This window comes from Mycobacterium sp. (genome assembly GCF_965277065.1).
In the GTDB taxonomy this organism is placed as follows: Bacteria; Actinomycetota; Actinomycetes; order Mycobacteriales; family Mycobacteriaceae; genus Mycobacterium.
In genome coordinates this window covers 1,337,114-1,358,329 of the sequence record NZ_CBDIBT010000019.1, presented here as the reverse complement: position 1 = coordinate 1,358,329, position 21,216 = coordinate 1,337,114, and the positions used below count along the sequence as shown (strand labels likewise).

General features: G+C 65.6%; 21 protein-coding genes and 1 pseudogene. 5 read left to right on the top strand and 17 right to left on the bottom strand.

The window, feature by feature from the left end; genetic code table 11:
* Positions 1-17: 17 nt before the first annotated feature.
* The 5 genes from ACQY5A_RS23850 to ACQY5A_RS23830 all read right to left on the bottom strand — a co-directional run bounded on the left by ACQY5A_RS23850 (position 18) and on the right by ACQY5A_RS23830 (position 4,356).
* On the bottom strand, positions 18-764 hold the full coding sequence (locus ACQY5A_RS23850; RefSeq protein WP_428342726.1) for a succinate dehydrogenase/fumarate reductase iron-sulfur subunit: 747 nt from the start codon (positions 762-764) through the stop codon (positions 18-20).
* Entirely contained in the window at positions 764-2,680 is a 1,917-nt protein-coding gene (locus ACQY5A_RS23845) for a fumarate reductase/succinate dehydrogenase flavoprotein subunit (protein ID WP_428342725.1), read from the bottom strand. Before ACQY5A_RS23845 ends, ACQY5A_RS23850 begins: the two co-directional genes overlap by 1 nt.
* Before the next feature lie 42 nt (positions 2,681-2,722).
* Positions 2,723-3,553, bottom strand: a complete 831-nt coding sequence (locus tag ACQY5A_RS23840) for a hypothetical protein (protein ID WP_428342724.1) — start codon at positions 3,551-3,553, stop codon at positions 2,723-2,725.
* 79 nt (positions 3,554-3,632) lie between these two features.
* Positions 3,633-3,929 (bottom strand): hypothetical protein, encoded by a 297-nt coding sequence (locus ACQY5A_RS23835; protein WP_428342723.1) that lies wholly within the window; start codon positions 3,927-3,929, stop codon positions 3,633-3,635.
* Between the two features lie 103 nt (positions 3,930-4,032).
* A complete protein-coding gene (locus ACQY5A_RS23830; protein WP_428343313.1) occupies positions 4,033-4,356 on the bottom strand; it encodes a hypothetical protein in 324 nt (107 codons plus the stop codon).
* A gap of 263 nt (positions 4,357-4,619) precedes the next feature.
* Here ACQY5A_RS23830 and ACQY5A_RS23825 point away from each other — a divergent pair, with 263 nt between their 5' ends.
* Entirely contained in the window at positions 4,620-5,135 is a 516-nt protein-coding gene (locus ACQY5A_RS23825; RefSeq protein WP_428342722.1) for a DUF302 domain-containing protein, read from the top strand.
* 40 nt (positions 5,136-5,175) lie between these two features.
* Here ACQY5A_RS23825 and ACQY5A_RS23820 read toward each other — a convergent pair whose 3' ends face one another.
* The 6 genes from ACQY5A_RS23820 to ACQY5A_RS23795 all read right to left on the bottom strand — a co-directional run bounded on the left by ACQY5A_RS23820 (position 5,176) and on the right by ACQY5A_RS23795 (position 10,693).
* Complete coding sequence (locus tag ACQY5A_RS23820) at positions 5,176-6,324, bottom strand: uroporphyrinogen-III synthase (protein WP_428342721.1); 1,149 nt, start codon at positions 6,322-6,324, stop codon at positions 5,176-5,178.
* 75 nt (positions 6,325-6,399) lie between these two features.
* On the bottom strand, positions 6,400-6,945 hold the full coding sequence (locus tag ACQY5A_RS23815; RefSeq protein ID WP_428342720.1) for a GNAT family N-acetyltransferase: 546 nt from the start codon (positions 6,943-6,945) through the stop codon (positions 6,400-6,402).
* Positions 6,946-6,977: 32 nt separating this feature from the next.
* Positions 6,978-7,853: a 5-oxoprolinase/urea amidolyase family protein gene (locus ACQY5A_RS23810; protein WP_428342719.1), complete on the bottom strand. Its 876-nt coding sequence runs from the start codon at positions 7,851-7,853 to the stop codon at positions 6,978-6,980.
* Between the two features lie 4 nt (positions 7,854-7,857).
* A complete protein-coding gene (locus ACQY5A_RS23805) occupies positions 7,858-8,469 on the bottom strand; it encodes a 5-oxoprolinase subunit B family protein (protein WP_428342718.1) in 612 nt (203 codons plus the stop codon).
* A gap of 2 nt (positions 8,470-8,471) precedes the next feature.
* Positions 8,472-9,449 (bottom strand): ABC transporter substrate-binding protein, encoded by a 978-nt coding sequence (locus tag ACQY5A_RS23800; protein ID WP_428342717.1) that lies wholly within the window; start codon positions 9,447-9,449, stop codon positions 8,472-8,474.
* 23 nt (positions 9,450-9,472) lie between these two features.
* Positions 9,473-10,693 carry a DNA polymerase domain-containing protein gene (locus ACQY5A_RS23795; protein ID WP_428342716.1) on the bottom strand — a complete coding sequence of 407 codons (1,221 nt, stop codon included), beginning with the start codon at positions 10,691-10,693 and terminating at the stop codon, positions 9,473-9,475.
* A gap of 66 nt (positions 10,694-10,759) precedes the next feature.
* Between ACQY5A_RS23795 and fadD2 the strand changes: the two genes are divergently transcribed.
* Positions 10,760-12,436, top strand: coding sequence for a long-chain-fatty-acid--CoA ligase FadD2 (gene fadD2 / locus ACQY5A_RS23790; RefSeq protein WP_428342715.1), 1,677 nt, complete (start codon positions 10,760-10,762; stop codon positions 12,434-12,436).
* Positions 12,437-12,454: 18 nt separating this feature from the next.
* On the opposite strand, the gene ACQY5A_RS23785 is transcribed toward fadD2, so the two are convergent.
* The 5 genes and pseudogenes from ACQY5A_RS23785 to ACQY5A_RS23765 form a co-directional block, all read right to left on the bottom strand.
* On the bottom strand, positions 12,455-12,964 hold the full coding sequence (locus tag ACQY5A_RS23785) for a DinB family protein (RefSeq protein ID WP_428342714.1): 510 nt from the start codon (positions 12,962-12,964) through the stop codon (positions 12,455-12,457).
* A gap of 322 nt (positions 12,965-13,286) precedes the next feature.
* Positions 13,287-15,461, bottom strand: a complete 2,175-nt coding sequence (locus ACQY5A_RS23780; protein WP_428342713.1) for an acyl-CoA dehydrogenase — start codon at positions 15,459-15,461, stop codon at positions 13,287-13,289.
* 80 nt (positions 15,462-15,541) lie between these two features.
* Positions 15,542-15,944 (bottom strand): annotated as a pseudogene (locus ACQY5A_RS23775) (hydroxyacid dehydrogenase); the annotation flags it as partial.
* Positions 15,920-17,053: an alpha/beta hydrolase gene (locus ACQY5A_RS23770; RefSeq protein WP_428342712.1), complete on the bottom strand. Its 1,134-nt coding sequence runs from the start codon at positions 17,051-17,053 to the stop codon at positions 15,920-15,922. The pseudogene ACQY5A_RS23775 and the gene ACQY5A_RS23770, both read right to left, overlap by 25 nt.
* Before the next feature lies 1 nt (position 17,054).
* The gene (locus tag ACQY5A_RS23765; protein ID WP_428342711.1) at positions 17,055-17,696 is read right to left on the bottom strand and encodes a TetR/AcrR family transcriptional regulator; all 642 of its coding nucleotides are present in this window, start codon (positions 17,694-17,696) and stop codon (positions 17,055-17,057) included.
* A gap of 139 nt (positions 17,697-17,835) precedes the next feature.
* Here ACQY5A_RS23765 and ACQY5A_RS23760 point away from each other — a divergent pair, with 139 nt between their 5' ends.
* Positions 17,836-18,411 carry a VOC family protein gene (locus ACQY5A_RS23760; RefSeq protein ID WP_428342710.1) on the top strand — a complete coding sequence of 192 codons (576 nt, stop codon included), beginning with the start codon at positions 17,836-17,838 and terminating at the stop codon, positions 18,409-18,411.
* Positions 18,412-18,415: 4 nt separating this feature from the next.
* On the opposite strand, the gene ACQY5A_RS23755 is transcribed toward ACQY5A_RS23760, so the two are convergent.
* Positions 18,416-19,057: a TetR/AcrR family transcriptional regulator gene (locus tag ACQY5A_RS23755; RefSeq protein ID WP_428342709.1), complete on the bottom strand. Its 642-nt coding sequence runs from the start codon at positions 19,055-19,057 to the stop codon at positions 18,416-18,418.
* 71 nt (positions 19,058-19,128) lie between these two features.
* Here ACQY5A_RS23755 and ACQY5A_RS23750 point away from each other — a divergent pair, with 71 nt between their 5' ends.
* Positions 19,129-20,022: an oxygenase MpaB family protein gene (locus tag ACQY5A_RS23750; RefSeq protein WP_428342708.1), complete on the top strand. Its 894-nt coding sequence runs from the start codon at positions 19,129-19,131 to the stop codon at positions 20,020-20,022.
* 120 nt (positions 20,023-20,142) lie between these two features.
* Positions 20,143-21,048 (top strand): class I SAM-dependent methyltransferase, encoded by a 906-nt coding sequence (locus ACQY5A_RS23745; protein WP_428342707.1) that lies wholly within the window; start codon positions 20,143-20,145, stop codon positions 21,046-21,048.
* The last annotated feature ends 168 nt before the right edge of the window (positions 21,049-21,216 follow it).

Sequence of the window (21,216 nt, the reverse complement as noted above, 5' to 3'; positions counted from 1 at the left end):
CCCGGATCCGTCGCGCTCTAGCGACGGAACAGCTTGTCGCCCAGCCACACGACCGGGTCATACTTGCGGTCGGCGACGCGTTCCTTCATCGGAATCAGAGCGTTGTCGGTGATCTTGATGCCCTCGGGGCAGACCTCGGTGCAGCACTTGGTGATGTTGCAGTAGCCGAGCCCGTGCTCCTCTTGCGCGTCGTCGCGCCGGTCGCGGGTGTCCAGCGGATGCATCTCCAACTCCGCGATCCGCATCAGGTAGCGCGGGCCGGCGAAGCTTTCCTTGTTCTCCTCGTGGTCGCGGATCACGTGGCAGACGTTGTTACACAGGAAGCACTCGATGCACTTGCGGAACTCCTGGGAACGCTCGACATCCTGTTGCTGCATTCGGTACTCGCCGGGCTGCAGATCCTTCGGCGGCGCGAATGACGGTATTTCCCGGGCCTTTTGGTAGTTGAAGGACACGTCGGTCACCAGGTCGCGGATCACCGGGAACGTCCGGATCGGCGTCACGGTCACCACTTCGTCCTCGGCGAACGTCGACATCCGCGTCATGCACATCAGCCGCGGCTTGCCGTTGACCTCCGCCGAGCACGACCCGCACTTGCCGGCCTTGCAGTTCCATCGGACGGCCAAGTCCGGCGTCTGGGTCTGCTGCAGGCGGTGGATGATGTCGAGCACCACCTCGCCCTCGTTGACCTCGACGGTGTAGTCCTCCAAGGCGCCGCCGGCCTCGTCGCCACGCCATACCTGCAAAGTTGCGTCGTAAGTCATCAGCCTCTCCGTCCTGGGTGATCGGCCAGCTCTTCGTCGGTGTAGTACTTCTCCAACTCCGAGATCTCGAACGCGTCGAGCAGATCGGGCCGCATCGGGGTCTGGTCTTTGTGGGTGACCGCGACGTCGGGCACGATCGGGTCGTCGCCGGAGGCGCTGCAGACCAGCAGCACCTTGCGCCAGTTGGAGTCCATGCCCGGGTGGTCGTCGCGGGTGTGGCCGCCACGGCTTTCGGTGCGCTCCAGCGCCGCTTTGGCGACGCATTCGCTGACCAGCAGCAGGTTGCGCAGGTCGAGCGCCAGGTTCCAGCCGGGGTTGTACCGGCGGTCGCCCTCGACGTGAATGCGCTTGAAGCGCTCGCGAAGCTGGTCGAGCCGGGACAGCGCTTCGGTGATTTCTTCGGACTTGCGGATGATGCCCACCAGGTCGTTCATCGACTGCTGTAACTCCAGCTGCAGCGTGTACGGGTTCTCTGCGGCGGTGCCGTTCGTCGGGGTCTCAAACGGTGCCAGTGCCCGCTTGGCGGCGGTCTCGACGGCGTCGTCGTCAACCTTCGGTCGGCCGCTCAGCGCCCGCACGTAGTCGGCAGCACCCAGGCCCGCCCGACGTCCGAACACCAGCAGGTCGCTCAGCGAGTTACCGCCCAGGCGGTTCGAGCCGTGCATGCCACCGGAGCACTCACCCGCGGCGAACAGCCCGGGAACGGAGGCGGCGCCGGTGTCAGCGTCCACCTCGATGCCGCCCATGACGTAATGGCAGGTGGGTCCGACTTCCATCGGCTCCTTGGTGATGTCGACGCCGGCCAGCTCCTTGAACTGGTGGTACATCGACGGGAGCCGCTTCTTGATTTGCTCGGGCGTCAGCCGCGAGGCGATGTCGAGGTAGACGCCGCCGTGCGGGGTGCCGCGGCCGGCCTTGACTTCGGAGTTGATCGCGCGGGCGACTTCATCACGGGGCAACAGGTCGGGTGTGCGTCGAGCGGAGTCGTTGTCCTTGAGCCAGTCGTCGGCTTCTTGCTCGCTCTCGGCGTACTGGCCTTTGAACACCGCCGGGATGTAGCCGAACATGAACCGGGTGTCATCGGAGTTTTTCAGCACTCCGCCGTCGCCGCGCACACCTTCGGTGACCAGGATGCCCTTCACGCTGGGCGGCCAGACCATGCCGGTCGGGTGGAACTGAACGAACTCCATGTTGATCAGGGTGGCGCCGGCCCGCAGCGCCAGCGCGTGGCCGTCGCCGGTGTACTCCCAGGAGTTCGAGGTCACCTTGAACGACTTGCCGATACCGCCGGTGGCCAACACGATCGCAGGCGCCTCGAACAAGATGAACTTGCCGGTTTCGCGCACGTAGCCGAAGGCTCCGGAGATCGCGTCACCGTCTTTCAATAACTCGGTGATCGTGGTCTCGGCGAACACCCGGATCCGGGCTTCGTAATCGCCGAGCTCGGCGTGGTCTTCCTGTTGCAGCGAGACGATCTTCTGCTGCATCGTGCGGATCAGCTCCAGGCCGGTGCGGTCGCCGACGTGTGCCAGCCGCGGGTAGGTGTGCCCGCCAAAGTTGCGCTGGCTGATCTTGCCGTCCTTGAGGCGGTCGAACAGCGCGCCGTAAGTCTCCAGCTCCCACACCCGGTCGGGTGCTTCCTTGGCGTGCAGCTCGGCCATTCGCCAGTTGTTCAGGAACTTTCCACCGCGCATGGTGTCGCCGAAGTGGGTCTTCCAGTTGTCTTTCGGGTTGGTGTTGCCCATCGCTGCGGCGCAGCCGCCCTCGGCCATCACCGTGTGGGCCTTGCCGAACAGCGACTTGGACACCACCGCAACTTTCAGGCCGCGTTCCCGCGCCTCGATGACCGCGCGCAAACCCGCGCCGCCGGCACCGATGACGACCACGTCGTAGGAGTGCCGTTCGACCTCAGCCATGAAATCCTCGCTCAGCTATTTCGGTAATTCTGAAATGGCTTTTCAGCCAACAAATCTCAGGTCGGAAATGGTGCCGCTGGCGACCAGCGCAACATATGCGTCGGTGAGCATCAGCGTCCCCAAGGTGATCCAGGCGTACAGCTTGTGCCGGGTGTTGAGGTGGCTCACCTGGGTCCAGATCCAGTACCGCACAGGGTGTTTGGAAAAGTGCTTGAGCCGCCCGCCGGTGACGTGCCGGCACGAGTGGCAGGACAGCGTGTAGATCCACAACATGATCACGTTGCCGAGCAGGACCACGTTGCCCAGGCCGAAACCGAATCCGCCCGGGCCCGAGTCGGAGTGGAACGCAACGATCGCGTCGTAGGTGTTGATGATCGAGATGAGGCCGGCGGCGTAGAAGAAGTACCGGTGGGTGTTCTGGACGATCAGCGGGAACTTGGTCTCACCGGTGTAGTGCACGCGGGGCTCGGCCACACCGCAGGCGGTGGGCGACTGCCACACCGTGCGGTAGTAGGCGCCGCGGTAGTAGTAGCAGGTCAGGCGGAACAGCAGCAGGAACGGCAGCGTCAACGTCGCGTACGGCAGCCACCACACGTCCGGCAGGATCTGCGGCCAGAAGTCGCTGGATTCTTTGATACAACCCTGGCTGACGCACGGCGAATAGAACGGCGTCAGATAGTGGTACTGGGGGACGAAGTAATAATTCTGCTGGAAGGCACGGAACGTCGCGTAGATGACGAATGCGGCGAACCCCAAGTCGATCCGCAGCGGGGACAGCCACCACCGGTCGGTGCGTAGGGTCCGTTGCTGTATCGCGGCGCGCGTCGGTGAAAAGACGCCGGACGCAGGATGGTTCGCGGTGGGTGCGCTCATCAGTTGTTCCTCTTCGAACGGGCTGTTAATTCGAAGAGTACACAGATTCAGCCCCAGGTTTACCGGCGGGCTTGAAGTGTCAAGACCTGTTGTGACCCCCGACACCCTCGTCGTCGACATCACGCCAAAAATCACGGTCGTAATCGGTGTCGGGAATGGCGATCTTTTCGCCGGATTGCTGCACCGTAGCGCGCATTAAGTCGAATTCGGAAACATCGGTGTCAAGTAATTCGACGTCGCCGAGGATGCGGTCGGCGTCAATCACGATGCGGCGCATCGCCGGGCTGTCGCCGTAGCGCGCCTTGAGCATGCTCACGCATCGCCGCAGGCCGCCGATGAGGTCGTGCAGTTCGGCCAGTTCGGTGGTGGTAGACAACGGATCTCCCGGGAGGCGAAGGTGCCATGGGTCACACTGCGACTCCCATACTATCCAGCGCGCGGCGGTCGCGTGAGACAGATCACGTGCGCGCCCGTTGCGGCTAGATCGGCTCCAGCAGCCGGTGCGGCTTACGCAGCACGATGCTGACCGAATCGCTCCGGTGATCGCGGGGCCGCCGCGGAGGGTGCAGAACAAGGTCGGCGACGTCGGGAACTCGTCCGCACTCCGCACACACGCGGTCCGCCCCGATCCTGCCGCCGCATTCCGCGTGGCGATAGGTGCGTTGATTCGGCTGCTCCACGTAGTTCTCGTTGCCCCAGCTGAGCAGCGACCAGATCGTCGGCCAGAGTCGCAGGCCCCTGGGCGTCAGCGCGTATTCGCCGCCCGCCTCCGACTTGGCCAACACACCCTCGTTGACAAGCAGGTAAAGCCGTTCGGCCAGAACGGCTTTCGGGATGTTGAGGTGAGCGCGGAAGTCACTGAAACCGGCGCACTCCGTAGAAGGCGTCCCGGATCAGTAGCAAGGTCCATCGCTCGCCGACGATTTCGAGCGATCGGGCGATTGGACATACTTCGGACGTGTATCCGCGGGGGAGGGCCACGCAGCCACCTTACGCTTGCAGGTTCGTTCACCGAACCATATGATCTTCAAAGTTCGTTGAATGAACCAGACGGGAAGCAACTCCGATGCCCTTTCGGCGTGAACAGCACGAGATGACCCGCGTCGACGTCGACACTGGTATTCCTTTCGAGGAGTTCATCGCGGCGTTGGAGAAGGCGGCACCACCCGTGGACCGGACGGCATTGCAGCGCATCGCCGCGGCCGGCGGGGACTGGGACGACGTGCGCGCCGCCGCCGCCGAGAACGCGCCGAACGATCTGATGGTCTACGCCAAGATCGATGCGAGACGTTTCTTCGACATCGCCGGGCACCAGACGCCGGCGATCGAATACCTGATCGGCAACCATGTCATTGCCGAGACCATGTTCCGCCACGATCCCAAGGCATTGTTGTATGCCCCGCTGCGCATGCTGGTCTACAGCGATGCCGACGGCTACGCGGTGTTCACGATGGACCAGCCCGGCCCGGCGTTCGGCAGTCTCGGTGTCGACGAGGTGGCCCAAGTCGGTCGCGATCTCGACCGCAAAGTGGTGAACCTGCTTCGGGTCGCCGGAGTCGACGTCGGGCAGGCCTTCGACTGACCGAGGAATCCGAAGCGAGAGTTCCAGCACGTATTTCGGGTCAGCCGAACAAGGCCGCTCCGGATGTCTCGTCGATTGCCAGCCGGTAGCCCCGCTTGACCACCGTGACGACAATGTTCCTGTCTCCCAGCGCTTTTCGCAGCCGCAGCACGGCGGTGTCTACCGCATGCGGATCGGCGGCGCTGCCCGGTAGGGCGCGGAGCAGTTGGCTGCGCGCGACGACAGAGCCCGGGCGCATCGCCAGCGCACGCAGGATGGCCATCATTGCGGGTGACAGCGACTGCACCGTGTCGTCGACCGTCACCTGGGAGCCGCGGATCTCGATCCGATGACCCGCGGCGCGCAGGGTGTGCAACCCGGGTAACTCGTCGACGATGTGGCGGGCCAGCGCGCCCAGTCGCGTGCGATCCGGCCACGACGCCGGCACGCCGAGTCGAAGCAGCGGCGCCGCGGTCACCGGGCCGACACACATCGCCCGCACGTCGGATCGCAAGGCGTCGAGCAGTTGGCCCGAGATCCGGAGGTCGGCGGCGCGCATCAACGTCGCGGCGACCGCGGGCGCCGACGTGAAGCTCACTGCGTGAAACTCGCGATGAGCGATCCCCTGGATCAACTGGTCGAACTCGCCGCCGGCCGGTGCCGGCTTCCACCGGTACACCCGGATCGGGGTGACGTTGGCCCGTGCGGAATGCAACTCGTCGAGGAACTCTGGAAACGGGTCCCAGTCATCTGTGGCGCCGTGCATCTGCACGGCGATGCGACACCCGTTGATGCCGGATTCGCGTAAATAGTGCGAGATGTCGCGGGAGAACTCCGATTCCGGCGACCACTCCTCGCGCAGGCCCGCGGCCCGTATCGCACCGGCGGCCTTCGGTCCGCGAGCCACGATGCGGGCTTGGGACAGCGCTGTGGTCAATCGGTCGGCCAGACCCCAATCACCGGCAGCGGCCAACCAGCCGCGCAGCCCGATGCCGGTTGTGACGATCACGATGTCTGGCGGGCTAGCGATCAATGCTTCTGTGCTGGAACGTAATTGGTGATCGTCCGACATGGTGAGCATGGTGATCGCCGGAGCGCTGGCGACGGTCGCGCCGTGGCGCTGCAGCATGATGCACAGCTCGCGGGCGCGCCGCGCCGCGGTGACGGCAACCCGGTAGCCGGCCAGCGCCGGCTCCTCGGGTTGGTTCATATGAAGTGTGTATGCCAACCGAATGTCGGCGGCGTTACCGGTCAATTTCCGCGGCGTTGCTCCGGGTTTGCGCGCTTACCAGACGTCCCCGTCGCGCCAGTCGCACGTCAGCGCAGCGGTCGGGTCCAGATCGGTCAGCAGTGGGAAGACGAAGACCGATCCGTCGTCGTCAGGAGTCTGGGTCGGTCCGGTGGGTGCCAGCACCGACGTCGGCCCGCGCCACGGCAACCAGCCGCGTAGCGCATACAGCCGCCGGCCCCGGTCCGAGGAACTCAGTGCGCCCAGCTGGTAGCCGCCGCGGATGACCTGCTCGCATGCGTCGAGAATTGCGATCGCCAGACCCTGGCCCCGCCAATCCTCGCGCACCGCAACAGCTTCGACATAGCCGCATCGAAGGGCGACACCGCGGTGCATCAGCCTCCGCTGGATGACGGCGCCGTGGGCGATGATCGCGCCGCGATGCCAGATCAGCGCGTGCATGCCGCCCAGGGCGTGGTCCCAGTCGGTACCGGTGAAGTCGCCGCCGAATGCATCGCGCACCATGTCGTGGGCGCGCTGCAGCGCGTCGCTTTCCAGATCTGCGGTGTGGACCAGGCGGGCGGTGTGAACCTGGGTATGCACCCTGTTGGTCTACCAGTTCGGCTGGTTCGCCGCTACCGGTATGGAACGGGATGTGACCATCGCAGTCGCATCTGCTGGCCGGGTCGTACCTGGGCGACGGTGTCGATGTCGTGGTCGGCGATCACGCCGATGACGGGGTAGCCGCCGGTGACCGGATGGTCGGGGCCGAGGATTACCGGCAATCCGTTGGGCGGCACCTGAATCGCGCCACGTGTTGCGCCCTCGCTGGGCAGTTGACGGTCCGGGTCGCGGTGCGCGAGTGGGCTCCCCTGCAGCCGCATGCCCACCCGGTCGCTGCGGTCGGAGGCCACCCAGACGGTGTGCACCAGTGCGTCGGCATCGGCGATCCAGTCGTCGCGGGGTCCCGGCACCACCATGAGTTCGACGAGCTGGTTGGTGATCGGCGCGACCGGAGCCTGGTCGAGCTCGGGGTATCGCTCGGTGTGGTCCGCTATCGGCAGCACGTCGCCGGGTTGCAGCGGCGCCGGCCCGATCCCCGACAGGACGTCGTGGCTTCGCGAGCCGAGCACCGGTGCCACGTCGATACCGCCTCGCACCGCCAAATAGCTGCGCAGCCCAGTCTTTGGAATGCCCAGGGCGATCAGCTCGCCGTCGCGGATATGCTGAATGCTGTTGACGCCGAACATTGTTGAGCCCACCGCCGCGCCGGCGTCGGCGCCGGTGACCGCGATGTCGATGTCGCCGCCGCGGACCCGTGCCGCAAATCCGCCCATGGTCAGCTCGATGGTGGCGCGGTCGTCGGGGTTGGCCACCAGCCGGTTGGCCAGCGTGTGGGCACGGCGGTCGGCGGCTCCGGACCGGGTGACGCCGAGATGGGCCAGCCCGACCCGTCCGAGGTCTTGAACGAGGGCCAACGGCCCGGTGCGCAGGATCTCCAGGGCGGTCATGTGTCTACGCGGCCCGGAACTGGACCCAGGTGCCCGGCGTCAGCAGCGCCGGGTCGGATCGCTCGATGTCCCAGAGCGCGGCCTCGGTGCGACCGATCAGCTGCCAGCCACCGGGGGAGCGGCGTGGATAGATCCCGGTGAATTCGCCGGCCAGGCCGACCGACCCGGCCGGGACCGATGGGCGCGGCTCGGACCGTCGGGGGACCGCCAGGCGTGCGTCACCGCCGACTAGGTACGCGAAACCCGGTGCGAATCCGCAGAATCCGACGTTCCAGGGCTTTGCTGTGTGTGCGTCAATGACCTGCGCCGTCGTCAGCCCGGTGAGTTCGGCCACCTCGTCCAGATCGGCGCCGTCGTAGACCACGTCGATCACCACCGGCTCGCCGGGCGCGGCCGACTCGGCGCCGGCCACCACCTGCATCGCGCCGAGTTCGCCGCGGATGATGGCCTGCCGTCCGGGACCGTCGAGCGTGAGCAGCACCGTGCGCGCTGCCGGGACGATATCGAGCACATCGGGCATCGCCGCGTCGCGCAGCGCGGCAGCCCACGCCAAAACCTCTGCGGTGCTGTCGCATTGCAGCAGCAATGCCTGGTCTCCGTAGTCGAGAACACTCACGGTTAGTGCAAGACGTTGGCGATCAGCGCGGGCAACTGGTCCGCCACCAGCGGGTAGCTCAGCGGCGAGGCGTAGGCGATCGCCGCGGCCTGGTCCTCGGTGGTGAACACGCTGCGCGAACGATGCTCTGCCACATCGGGATTGGCCAAGAGCGCCGTCTGCTCTGCGTCGCTCTCCGTCGACCAGATCAGCAGCTCCGCGTCGCCGAGGACCGACTTGAGCTTGTCGCGCGGGATGAAGGCCCGTTGCTGGTCGACGGCCAGTGCGGCGAGGCTGGTGGGGGTGCCCAGACCCATCTGGGTGAGGAACTCGGTCTGCCATCCGGTCGTGGCGACGACCTTCTCGTCGTGCAACTTCCCCTGCAACAGCAAGGCCCGCTTGTCCTTGAACTGCGGATGCTTCTCCGCGACGGCGGCGAACCCCTTGTCGACCCCGCTGATCAGCGAGGCGATCTGGCCGGATTGGAAGACCGCCTGGCCGATGGCTTTGGCCTGGTCTTTCCAGGGTTCGAAGAACGCGTCGCCGTCGGACTGCGCCAAGGTCGGCGCGATCGCCGCCAGTTTCTGATAGGTGTCCTGATCGAGACCGGCGTCGGTGGCAACGATCAGATCTGGCTTGAGGCCCGAGATCTGGCTGAACTGAATACCGTTGTCCAGGTTGAGCACAACGGGTTTGGCGTTGCCGAGCTTGGACTGGGCCCATGGCCACACGCCAAACGGTTGGTGGCCGAACCAGTTGGTCACCGCGATGGGGACGACGCCGAGGGCGAGCAGGTCGTCTTGGCCGGTGAATCCGGCGCTGACGACCCGTTTGGGTGGTTCGGCGATGGTCGTCTCACCGAAGATGTGTTTGATCGTGACCGGGCCGCCACCGCCGTTCGCCGTGGGGGGCGATTTCTCCGACGAGCATCCCGCGAGCACGAGCAGGCTCGCTGTGGCGCCGACGCGTAGGAACCCTCGCCGATTCCACTCCTCGCCCATGGCGTGAGCCTAATGGGTTTCGGTCAACGGGTCGGCCAGGGACTGTAATCGGCAATCAAATCCTCCTGCGGCGGCCGCTGGTCATCCGGCACATGCTGCAGGTTGACGCGGATCCGGTACCAGATCGAACTCGGTCCTCGCATGCCGTCGACGAGTATGTCGGCCGGTTGCAGACGTTCGGCCGCTGCGGGATGACGTTCGCGCCAGGTCTCCAGCGCGGCCATCGCCTCGTCCTTGGTTTTGGTGCGGGCGATCTCGATGAGTGGCATCAGCGATTGGCGTCGCCCCGACCCGTCACGCCGTGCGCCCTTCGGTGCTTTCTCTGCGGGGCCGAGTTCCTCAGCCAGCGTGAGCAACTGGTCGAGACCGCCGGCGGAGGAGTCCATGGCGGCCCATGGATCGCCGATGTCGGCGAACCGTTGCGGCACGGTCGCCACGGTGAAAGCGGCGGGGTCGCAGTCTGCAACCTCGTCCCACGCGAGGGGGGTGGAGACTCGCGCGTCCGGTGTGGCCCGCACCGAGTAGGCCGACGCGACGGTGCGGTCCTTGGCGTTCTGGTTGAAGTCGACGAACACGCCTTCGCGTTCTTCTTTCCACCAGCGGCTGGTGGCCAGTTTGGGTGCGCGTCGCTCCACCTCGCGCGCGACCGTCTGGGCGGCTAGTCGGACCTGCCGGAACGACCAGTCCGGTGTGATCCGCGCATAGATGTGGAAGCCGCGCGAGCCGGACGTCTTGGGCCACGCGGTGAGTCGGTGATCCTCGAGCACCTCGCGGGCCACCTGCGCGACCTCGACAATCTGCCGCCAGGTCACTCCGGGCATCGGGTCCAGATCGACGCGCAGTTCGTCGGGATGCTCGAGATCGTCGGCGAGCACGGGATGCGGATTGAGGTCGACGCAGCCCAGGTTGATTGCCCAGGCCAGTCCAGCCCCGTCATGGAGGACGGCCTCTTTGGCCGAGGTGCCGCGTGCGTAACGCAGTTCGGCGACGTCGACCCAGTCGGGCCGCTTCTCCGGTGCGCGCTTCTGGAAGACGGCTTCCTGTTCGATGCCCTTGACGAACCGCTTGAGGATCATCGGCCGTCCGGCGACACCTCGCAGCGCGCCGTCAGCAACCGCCAGGTAGTAGTGGATCAGGTCCAGCTTGGTGACACCGACCTGACCGTCCCGCTCTGGGAACACCACCTTGTCCGGGTGGGTGATCTCAACCTGGCGACCGCCGACGTTTACCGACACCGGAGCCATGGGCACATGGTAATTCGGCACAGCGTTCCGACCTCCGTGCGACCTACGTCACATAGGGTGGACGACATGCCTAATCCCATCGCTCTGCCTGGGCAGGCGGTAGCCAAGATTCAGCAGTATGCCGAGCGCGGCTTATCCGAACTGCATTACCTGCGAAAGATCATCGAATCCGGCACGTTCAGGCTGGAGAACCCACTGAACTACGCCGCGATGGCCGCCGACATCGCGAAGTGGGGCGAGATCGGCATGTTGCCGTCGTTCAATGCCCGACGCACGCCCAATCGCGCGGCGATCATCGACGACGACGGCTCGCTCACCTACAAGGAGCTCGATGAGGCCGCGAACGCCGTCGCTCACGGGTTGCTGGCCAAGGGAGTGCGCGGCGGTGACGGGGTGGCGATTCTGGCGCGCAACCATCGGTGGTTCGCCATCGCGGAATTCGGCTGCGCCCGGGTCGGCGCCCGCATCATCCTGCTCAACAGCTCGTTCTCCGGTCCGCAGATCAAGGAGGTGTCCGAGCGCGAGGGCGCGAAGCTGATCATCTACGACGACGAGTACACCGAGGACGTCAGCAAAGCCGACCCGCCGCTAGGCAAGATGCGGGCCCTGGGCGCCAATCCGAACGGCGACGACTCCGGCAGCACTGACGAGACGCTGGCCGACGTGGTCGCCGCCAACAGCAGGGCGGCGGCGCCGAAGGCCGCCAAGCACTCGTCGATCATCATCCTGACCAGCGGCACCACCGGCACGCCGAAGGGCGCGAATCGCAGCACCCCGCCCACCCTGGCGCCGATCGGCGGGATCCTGTCGCACGTGCCGTTCAAGGCCAACGAGGTGACCTCGCTGCCGGCACCGATGTTCCACGCGCTGGGTTTCCTGCACGCCACCATCGGCATGTTCCTCGGGTCGACGCTGGTGCTGCACAGCAAGTTCAAGCCCGAGCAGGTGTTCGAGGACATCGAGAAGCACAAGGTCAGTGCCGTTGTCGTGGTGCCGGTGATGCTGTCGCGCATGCTTGACGCGTTGGAGAAGATCGACGACAAACCCGACTTGTCCAGCCTGCGGATCGTGTTCGCCTCCGGTTCGGCGCTGGGCGCCGACGTGGCCGAGCGCGCCCTCAAGGATCTCGGGCCGGTCGTCTACAACATGTACGGCTCGACCGAGATCTCCTTCGCCACGATCGCCGGGCCCGAGCACCTCGAGTTCAACTCCACGACGGCCGGGCCGCCGGTCAAGGGCGTCAAGATCAAGATCTTCGACGAGAACGGCAAAGAATTGCCGCAGGGCGAGGTCGGCCGGATTTTCGTCGGCACCAGCTTCCCGTTCGAGGGCTACACCGGCGGCGGCAACAAGCAGATCATCGACGGGTTGCTGTCATCTGGTGACGTCGGCTACTTCGACAAGCACGGACTGCTCTACATCAGCGGGCGCGACGACGAGATGATCGTGTCCGGCGGTGAGAACGTCTTCCCGGCTGAGGTGGAGGACTGCATCAGCGCGCTCCCCGACGTCGTGGAGGCCACCGCGATCGGTGTCGAGGACAAAGAGTGGGGCCACCGGCTGCGGGCTTTCGTGGTCAAGAAGGGCAACGCGAGTCTCGACGAGGACGCGGTCAAGAAGCACGTCAAGGATCAGCTGGCCAAGTACAAGGTCCCGCGCGAGGTGATTTTCCTTGACGAGCTGCCGCGCAACCCGACCGGGAAAATCCTCAAGCGGGAGCTGCGCGAGATCGACACCGACTAGCTTCGCGGGCTCGTCGGCTCATTCGAAGCCGGTCGCGCCGTCGAGCTGCTCGCGCAGGATGTCGATCTGCCCGGTGTGCCGGGCCGTCTCCTGGATCATGTGCAGGTAAATCCAGCGCAGTGACAGCGTCGTCTCGAGTCGACGGTGCCGCAGCTCGTGGTCGAGCGAAAACTGCGCGGCGACGCGGCGGGACTGCTCGCACTGGGCTTGGTACTCGGCAACCAGGGCCGGCAGTGATTCGTCGGCCTGAATCTCGAACTCCCATTCCCGCGCATGCGTGCGACGGTTGTCGTCCCGTCGTCCCTGCAGGAATTGTTCGAACCAGCCGTATTCGGCCCAGCGCAGGTGCTTGACCAACCCGCCGACCGTCGTCGCCGACGTGACGAGATTCCGCCGAGCGTCGGCGTCGGAGAGTCCGGAAACCTTGCGCACCAAAATGTCTCGGTAGTCGTCGAGGAAGGCTTCCAAGCTGGCGCGCTCGCCGATGACGTGTTGTTCGCGACGATTGGTGCGCTGGGTTTCTGACATGACCGCGAAGCTAGCACTGCCGAGATCAGCGTCGTTCGCGGATGCTCCGGGTCACTCGGGCGTAGCCGAGCCGGTCGGCAGCGTCCCGCTGCCAACGCCGCGCCGGCCCGCTGGCGGCCATCGGCCCGGTGCGCGTCGCCCCCGGCGTGGGGTGGCCATGGCTGGGGCGGACGCGGCGGTTTCGGACGCGGCTGGGGTTGGGGCCACGGCGGCTTCGGTCGCGGCGGCTTCTAACCAAGGGGGAATAAGGCCGGCCCCGTTCTTGGACCAACGAGGCCAGCCGCCTTTCAAAAAAGTTCAACTTTTTCATTGATGTGCGGGCCTACGGATCGCGGGGCAGCCCCAGTAGCCGTTCGGCGATGATATTGAGCTGGACCTCCGAGGTGCCCCCGTAGATGGTGGTGGCGCGACTGGACAGCAGAAAGTCGTCCCACTTGCCGGGCGGCGTGTTCTTGTCGCCGATCGCCGCGTCGGAACCGAAGGATGCCACGGCGAATTCGGCGTAGCCCTGGCCGGTCCGCATCGACAGCAATTTGGAGATCGCCGCCGACGGCATCGCGTCGCCACCGGCCAGGGTCAGCAACGTGGAGCGCAGGTTCAGCAGTTTGGCGGCATGTCCTTCAGCGATCAACTGCCCGGCGCGGTGACGGGCGACCTGGTCGAACTGGCCGTCGCGCACGAACTCGACGAGTTGCGGCAGGCTGGCCAGGAAGGTCAGATCGCTACCGCCGATCGAAACCCGTTCTGCCGTCAAGGTGTTGCGGCTGACCTCCCAGCCCCGATCCACCTCACCGAGCACGAAGTCGTCGGGCACGAACACGTCGTCGATGTAGACAGTGTTGAAGAACTCCTGGCCGGTGAGTTCGCGCAGCGGCTTCACCGTCACGCCTTCGCTCTTCATGTCCAGCAGGAAATAGGTGATGCCATTGTGTTTGGGTGCGTTCGGGTCGGTGCGGGCGAGCAGCGCGCCCCACTGCGAGAACTGCGCGGCCGTGGTCCAGATTTTCTGTCCCGTGATGCGCCAGCCACCGTCGACGCGGGTGGCCTTGGTGCTCAGCCCGGCCAAGTCGGAACCGGCGCCGGGCTCGGAAAACAGTTGACACCAGATCATTTCGCCGCGGAACGTCGGCGGCAGGAAGCGCTGCTTCTGCTCGTCGGTGCCGAACGCGACGATCGATGGGATGACCCAGGCCGCGATGCCGACCTGCGGTCGTTTGACCCGCCCGCCGGCGAATTCCTGGGCGATGATGATCTGCTCCACCGGGCTGGAGGCTCGGCCCCACGGCGAAGGTAGATGCGGGAGCACCCAGCCGCCCTCGGCGAGCGCCACCGTGCGTTGCTCGCGGTCCATCTCTTTGAGCGCGGTGACCTCGGAACGGATTTCATCCCGGAGCTTTTCGGTATCGGGGTCCAGATCGATGTCGATGGGGCGCATACCGGTGGTGGTAGCGGTGTCCACCACCTTCTGCGGATAGTCCGACGCGCGCCCGAAGCTGGCGGCCACGATCAGCGCGCGGCGGTAGTACACGCCTGCGTCGTGCTCCCAGGTGAAGCCGATGCCGCCGTGCACCTGGATGCAGTCCTGCGTGCAGTGCTGGGCCGCGGCGGGTGCCAGCGTGGCCGCTACTGCCGCCGCGAATTCGAGGTGCTCGCTGGCGTCGTCGACGGCGCGTGCGGCGTCCCACGTTGCGGCCGTGGCGCGTTCGGTGACGGCGATCATCTCGGCACACTTGTGCTTAATGGCCTGAAACTGCCCGATCGGCCGGCCGAACTGCTCGCGGATCTTCGCGTATTCCGCGGCGGTGTCGGTGGCCCATCGAGCGACGCCGACCGCCTCGGCCGACAGCAGCGTCGAGATCAGCGCCTGAGCGGTCACCGCGTTGAGATTGCCTAACGCGACGTCGTCGGAGACCTCGATGGCGTTGGCGCGCACGTGGGCGATGGGCCGGAGCGGGTCAACGCTGGTGACCGGTTCGATCTCGAGCTGGTCGGCGTGCAGCACCACCCACTCTTCGCCGCTGTCGATCGCCACCGGTAACACCAGCAGCGACGCCTGTGCGGCGGCCGGCACCGACCGGACCTCACCGCGGATGACCAACGAACTGCCCTGCCGCGTCGCGGTCAGCCCGGATTCCAGCGCATAAGCGGCGATGGCGGAGCCAGAAGCCAGATCGGCGAGCACCTTGGCGTCCGGATCGTGCGCTGCGATCAGGGCACTTGCAATCGCGGACGGCACGAACGGCCCGGGCACCGCGCCGTAGCCGAACTCGGCCAGCGTGATGGCCAGCTCGAGGATGCCGAACCCTTGTCCGCCAACGGATTCGGCCAGATGCACGCCCTGCAGGCCCTGGTCGGCGGCGGCCTGCCAGTACGGCGGCGGGTTCTCGATGGATGTCTCCAACGCGGCGTGCAGGACCTCAGGTGGCGCTACTCGTGCCACCAGTGAGCGCACCGAATCGGCCAGGTCTTGATGTTCAGGATTGATTGCGATCGGCATTGGTCGCCTTCCGTGGAATTTCGAGGGGCCTGTGACAGCTCGACTCCCAAGCTAACAACCGGTGGGTTGGTTGACTACATCGGCCAGCCACGGTCATCGCGGGTGGCCCGGTCGAGCACCGGCAGGCGACGCAGAGCGGCCAGCATCAGCCACACCGTTCCTTCGGCCACGGACGGTGCGTTGGCCCCCGGGCATGTTGGCCACCGCGATGCCAGATTGGTGGCGGCGTCGACATCGATGGTGTTCACCCCGGCGCCGAACTTGTGCACCGGCCGCGCGCGAGCGGCGCGGGCCAGATCGCCCTGCGACAGCGGGCGCAGCACATGCCAGACCACCTCGGCCTCGGGTAACTAGGTAGAACGTCTCATCGTCGGTGCACCAGCGAATATCGAGTCAATCAGCCTCCGGCGCAGGGAAGTCCAGCACCTTGGGACCTGGATCGAAGTGAGCGAGGACCCTCAGCGCCACCGCTTGGCAATCCATTTGGCAATGGTGTCAGCTTGCTCGCTGCGCGCACCAGGGGTGGTGAAGTAGTGGTCGGTGTTGATCGAGCACTGGGATTTGTCGGTGCTGGCCAACGCGTCGTGGATGCGCTGGGCATCCGACGGGAACACGCCGGTGTCGGCCTCGGCGTTGATCACCAACGCGGGACAGGTGATCCGGGCCAGGTGTGGCTCGGCGCGGGTCTGCGCGGTGCGCAGGCTCCACATCGCCAGCCAGCTGCGCAACGTGCAGGCTGCGGCGATGCCGTGCGCCGAGCGGTTGGCCTTCGCGGGCAGCCCGGCGTAGCAGAAGTTGGGCTGTCGATGAGTCGGCTCGATCGTCGGATCGACCATCCGCGGGTCCGCCCATGTCCTCATCACGGTGAATGGGCGATCCGAAAAGCCGGCTGCACGAACACGTTTCAGCTCGATCTCGACCCAGTCGGTGACCGTGTTGTTGCGGGCGACCTGCGCGGAGCGGTAGCGGGTAAGAAATTCCGGCGAGTACGGCGGACCGTTTCGGTCATCGAACAGATCGAGGGCGCGGTCGGTGGCGATCGGATCGTTCTCGTCGACGACGGAGCCGTCCATCCACGCGGTCAGCACGTCGGGGCGGCCCGGATGCGCCGCGCTGGCCACGTAGCCGTCGGCGGGCAGCAGATCGGTCAGGCCCGCGGCCGGTCGCATACCGGGCACCGCCGTCACGTGTGGGTTGGTCGCCTGCGCCTGGTAGGCGGCCATCAGCGAACCACCGCCGGAATTGCCCAGCAGCACAATCGTTTCCACAGCCTGGGTGTCGCGCAGCCAGCGCACTCCGACACCGATGTCGACTAGTGCGTGGTCGAGAAGAAAGCTGCTCTCGAATCCGCGAAACCGGGTGTTCCACCCGAGAAATCCGATCCCGCGGGTGGCCAGATAGTCAGCGAGGTAATGCTCAGAGAAGTCGATCTGGTAGTGGGTGGCGATGACCGCGACCTTGGGTTTACGCCCGACACCGCGGTAATAGAGCCCCTGGCATGGATGACCACCGGCGCCGGCCCGTCGGCCGGTCGGCGACGGCAGGCCGATGAATTCGCGGATGACCCCGGGTGTGCCGGTGGTGCGAGTCACCTCAGCGGCCCTCCTTGTAATAGATGGCTCGGTAGAAGATGTTCGCCAGCGTGGCGATGCAGGCTACGTCGTCGGGTTCGGCAGTGGATGTTCGGCCAGCCAGTTGCAGGTAGCAGAACTGATTCAGCATCGCGACGACCGCCACCGCGATCAACTGCGGGTCGTCGTCCGCACAATAGCCGTCCGCTTGGGCTCGTCGTACCATTTCGGCGATGAATGAGGTTGGGATAGCGCAGATTTCGGCCCAGCACTGGGCGAAATCGTCGTTGATCATCGCCAACTGCGACACGCTGATCATTTCGGCCAGCCGGTGTTTATAAGTGTGCCAGTGCGCCGCCGCGGCTTGGTACGTGCGCTCCCGCGTCGACAGGCCTTGTCGGGTAACCGGTTTCGCCCGCTCGCTTACCTCGTCGCGGAAGCGCAGCGCCCACTCGCGGATCATCGCCTCTTTGGAGTCGTAATAGTTGTAGAACGACGCCGTCGATCGGCCCGCTTCGCCGGCGATGTCGGCGATGGTGGTGGCCAAGAAACCTTTACGGGCGATCACAGTTCGGGCGGCGGCGTCGATGGCGGCTTGGGTGCGTCGGCCACGGTCGGTCGGAAGCGGCGTGCGATGGGTGGGCTTGTCGGACACAATCGACACCGACGGGCCTCCTTCGTCGTGACCGTGGGATCGCCGCGATCCCGGGAACGGCGCTTCTCTGGAATAGACCTGAAGCTGATGTTAGGTTCAGATTCCGATCCTCGCCACGGAACCAGCAAAGCGGACGGGAGCCCCGGGGATGATCAAGCCGCACAACCGCAATTCCGAATTCGAACTCGGCGGCATCAACCATGTCGCACTGGTCTGTTCGGATATGGCGCGCACCGTGGACTTCTACAGCAACGTCCTGGGCATGCCGTTGATCAAATCGCTCGACCTGCCCGGCGGAGTCGGGCAGCACTTCTTCTTCGACGCCGGCGACGGTGACTGCGTTGCGTTCTTCTGGTTCGCCGACGCACCCGACCGGGTGCCAGGCTTGTCGTCGCCGGCGGCCATCCCGGGCATCGGAAAAATCACCAGCGCCGTCAGCACCATGAACCACTTGGCGTTTCACGTGCCGGCCGAGATGTTCGATGCCTACCGTCAGCGGCTCAAAGGCAAGGGCGTGCGGGTGGGCCCGGTGCTCAACCACGACGAGAGCGAGCGGCAGGTCGCGGCCACCGTGCATCCCGGGGTGTATGTGCGATCCTTCTACTTCCAGGACCCCGACGGGATTACTCTCGAGTTCGCCTGCTGGGTCAAAGAATTCACGGCCAACGACGCCCAAGCTGTGCCCAAGACGTCGGCCGATCGGCGCATTCCGGCCACCCACTAGAGTGTCAGTCGCGGTAGAGGCTCGGGTTGGCTAGCTCGTCCAGCAGCGACGCGAGGTGGTCGACGAGCTGTTCGGGGCGCAGCCGGACATCGCCGGTCAGCCAGGCGCTGATCGTTTGCGCCACCCCGCCGACCACGAAATGCGCGGCGGCCTTGATCCGATCGTTCTCCGGCACTTGTAGCGCCTGCTCGACGTGGCGGTTGGACAGCATCGCGAACAGCGCGCTGGATTCGACGCGCTTGCGCACCAGCACGGCGTTGGCCGGTTGCGCGCTGAACAGCAGCCGCCCGACCCGCGGGTCGCCGCCGATCGTCCGGACGATGTTGGCCATACCGGTCCGGGTCTGCTCCTCAGCCGGCGCCGCCGCCACTGCCGCCTCAGTGGTGGTGGCCAGTTCGGTGATCACCCGGTCGAAGACCGCTGCGACGAATTCATCTTTGTCGGTGAAGCTTTCGTAGAAATAGCGAGCGGCCACGCCGGCCCGTCGGCAGACGGCACGCACCGTCAACTCCTCGGCGTCCTCGCCACCGAGCAGATCGAGGCCCGCCTCCAGCAAGCTGGCCCGGCGGCCGGCCAAGCGGTCGGCGGCATCGACCCCGCCGTAGGGCCGCGCGCTGGTCGTCGGGGCAGTCGCCATGCAACCCATCTTGACATCGGTCCCCGCGGACCTGCAATATCAGGAAACAAGCGTTCTCACATTTGACGGGCAGACCAGCGATGACAGTCAGCGAACCAATCAGGCATGTCGAGCGTGCGGTGGGTGAGCCACCGGCCCCTGGGCGCAGGCCGAGGCGGCCGCCGAAACTCGGAGACACCCTGATGGGAATGGCCCTTCTGCTGGGCCCGGCCAACGCGATCATGGAGCTGGCGCGGCCAGGTGTGGGCTACGGCGTGCTGGAGAGCCGCGTCGAGAGCGGTCGCATCGACTTGCACCCGATCAAGCGCACCCGCACCACTATCACCTACCTTGCGGTGGCGATGGCGGGTACGGACACTCAGAAGGCGGCGTTTCGGCGCGCGGTGAACCGTGCGCACGCCCAGGTGTACTCCACTCCGGACAGCCCCGTGCAGTACAACGCCTTCGACGTCGACCTGCAATTGTGGGTCGCCGCTTGCCTTTACAAAGGTGGAGTGGACTTTTATCGAATATTCGTCGGCGAGATGGACGATCGGGACGCCGATCGCTACTACCAAGAAGCGGTAGTGCTGGGCTCCACGCTGCAGGTGCCGCTGGAGATGTGGCCCGCCGACCGGGCCGCGTTCGACCGCTACTGGAACGAACAGCTCGACAAGGTCCACATCGACGATGCCGTCCGTCAGTACCTGTATCCCATTGCGGTGGGCCGGATTCAGGCGCTGCGCCTACCGGAGGTGGTACGCCGGCAGCCGGAAAAAATCGGTCTGCTGCTCACCGCCGGCTTTCTGCCGCAGCGCTTCCGCGACGAGATGCACTTCTCCTGGGATGCGGCCAGCCAGCGGCGCTTCGACCGCGTGATCAATGTGCTCCGCACGCTGAACAACGCGATGCCGCGGTTCGTCCGGCGATTCCCGTTCAACGTCCTGCTGTGGGACCTGGACCGGCGGATCAAAGCCGGGCGCCCGCTGGTCTAGGGGCCGATACCCCCTACCGGGACGGGGTCTTGTGTCTACGACGCGATGTCGTATTCAATCCCGTTGTGGCTGGATTGAGCTATCCGAACGCGCCGTTGCGCGCGCGTAGGGTCGGTTGACGTGCGTACACACGACGACAACTGGGACATCACTACAACCGTCGGGGCGACCGCGTTACTCGTCGCTACCGCTCGAGCACTGGAAGCGCAGAAGTCCGATCCCTTGGCAGTCGACTCATTCGCCGAGTTGTTCTGCCGGACCGTCGGCGGGCCCTCGGCCGACGTGCTCGACGGCGCGGTGCCCGACCATCCGTTGAAATCTCCCGACTGGGGGCAGCATTTCGTCAACTTCCAGGGCGCACGTACCAGATTTTTCGACAACTACTTTCTGCAGGCCGCCGAGGCCGGGGTCCGTCAGGTGGTGATCCTGGCCGCGGGCCTGGACTCGCGCGCCTACCGGCTGGCCTGGCCCGACGAGACGACGATCTTCGAGCTGGACCGCCCGCAGGTTCTCGATTTCAAGCGCGAGGTGCTTGCCGAGCAGGGGGCCACACCCAACGCCGAGCGCCGTGAGATCGCCATCGACCTTCGCGAGGACTGGCCACAGGCATTGCGAGACAGTGGCTTTGACCCGGCAAAACCATCGGCGTGGATCGCCGAGGGTCTGCTGATCTATCTGCCCGTCGCCGCGCGGGAGCAGCTGTTCACCGGCGTCGATGCGCTGGCCAGTTCAGGTAGTCACGTCGCAGTGGAAGAAAGCGCGACAATGCCTGCCGAAGCGTTCCACGCTGCCGTCGCTGGAGAGCGAGCGGCCGCGGCCGACGGCGATGAGCGGTTGTTCTTTCAGCTGATCTACAACGAGCAGCATGAGCCGGCCCAGCGATGGTTCGACCAACACGGCTGGACTGCGGCCGCGACACCGCTGGCGGATTACCTGCGCGAGGTGGGTCGTCCGGTCCCCGGACCGGACATCGAGGCTGGGCCGATGATCGAGCGCAACACTTTGGTCAGGGCGATCAAAGAGTGAGGGCCCGATGCCGTACAGTCTTGCGATAATGACACTCATTTTCATTAAGCTCGACCTAGAGAAAGTTCGAGAACCTCGTGGTCTCGTCACGGCAAAAACGTGTTCCAGTCGATCGTTAGCTGTTGTGACCTGCAGCGTCGCGGTTTGCACGACTGAATCGACGAGACC

Bases quoted from the DNA above. Each gene is read 5' to 3' on its own strand.
- ACQY5A_RS23825 (WP_428342722.1), top strand. From the start codon at position 4,620: ATGCCCTTTCGGCGTGAACAGCACGAGATGACCCGCGTCGACGTCGAC.
- ACQY5A_RS23845 (WP_428342725.1), bottom strand. From the start codon at position 2,680: ATGGCTGAGGTCGAACGGCACTCCTACGACGTGGTCGTCATCGGTGCC.
- ACQY5A_RS23850 (WP_428342726.1), bottom strand. From the start codon at position 764: ATGACTTACGACGCAACTTTGCAGGTATGGCGTGGCGACGAGGCCGGC.
- ACQY5A_RS23795 (WP_428342716.1), bottom strand. From the start codon at position 10,693: ATGGCTCCGGTGTCGGTAAACGTCGGCGGTCGCCAGGTTGAGATCACC.
- ACQY5A_RS23840 (WP_428342724.1), bottom strand. From the start codon at position 3,553: ATGAGCGCACCCACCGCGAACCATCCTGCGTCCGGCGTCTTTTCACCG.
- ACQY5A_RS23800 (WP_428342717.1), bottom strand. From the start codon at position 9,449: ATGGGCGAGGAGTGGAATCGGCGAGGGTTCCTACGCGTCGGCGCCACA.
- ACQY5A_RS23750 (WP_428342708.1), top strand. From the start codon at position 19,129: ATGACAGTCAGCGAACCAATCAGGCATGTCGAGCGTGCGGTGGGTGAG.
- ACQY5A_RS23755 (WP_428342709.1), bottom strand. From the start codon at position 19,057: ATGGGTTGCATGGCGACTGCCCCGACGACCAGCGCGCGGCCCTACGGC.
- ACQY5A_RS23785 (WP_428342714.1), bottom strand. From the start codon at position 12,964: ATGTCAGAAACCCAGCGCACCAATCGTCGCGAACAACACGTCATCGGC.
- ACQY5A_RS23820 (WP_428342721.1), bottom strand. From the start codon at position 6,324: ATGAACCAACCCGAGGAGCCGGCGCTGGCCGGCTACCGGGTTGCCGTC.
- ACQY5A_RS23810 (WP_428342719.1), bottom strand. From the start codon at position 7,853: ATGACCGCCCTGGAGATCCTGCGCACCGGGCCGTTGGCCCTCGTTCAA.
- ACQY5A_RS23780 (WP_428342713.1), bottom strand. From the start codon at position 15,461: ATGCCGATCGCAATCAATCCTGAACATCAAGACCTGGCCGATTCGGTG.
- fadD2 (WP_428342715.1), top strand. From the start codon at position 10,760: ATGCCTAATCCCATCGCTCTGCCTGGGCAGGCGGTAGCCAAGATTCAG.
- ACQY5A_RS23760 (WP_428342710.1), top strand. From the start codon at position 17,836: ATGATCAAGCCGCACAACCGCAATTCCGAATTCGAACTCGGCGGCATC.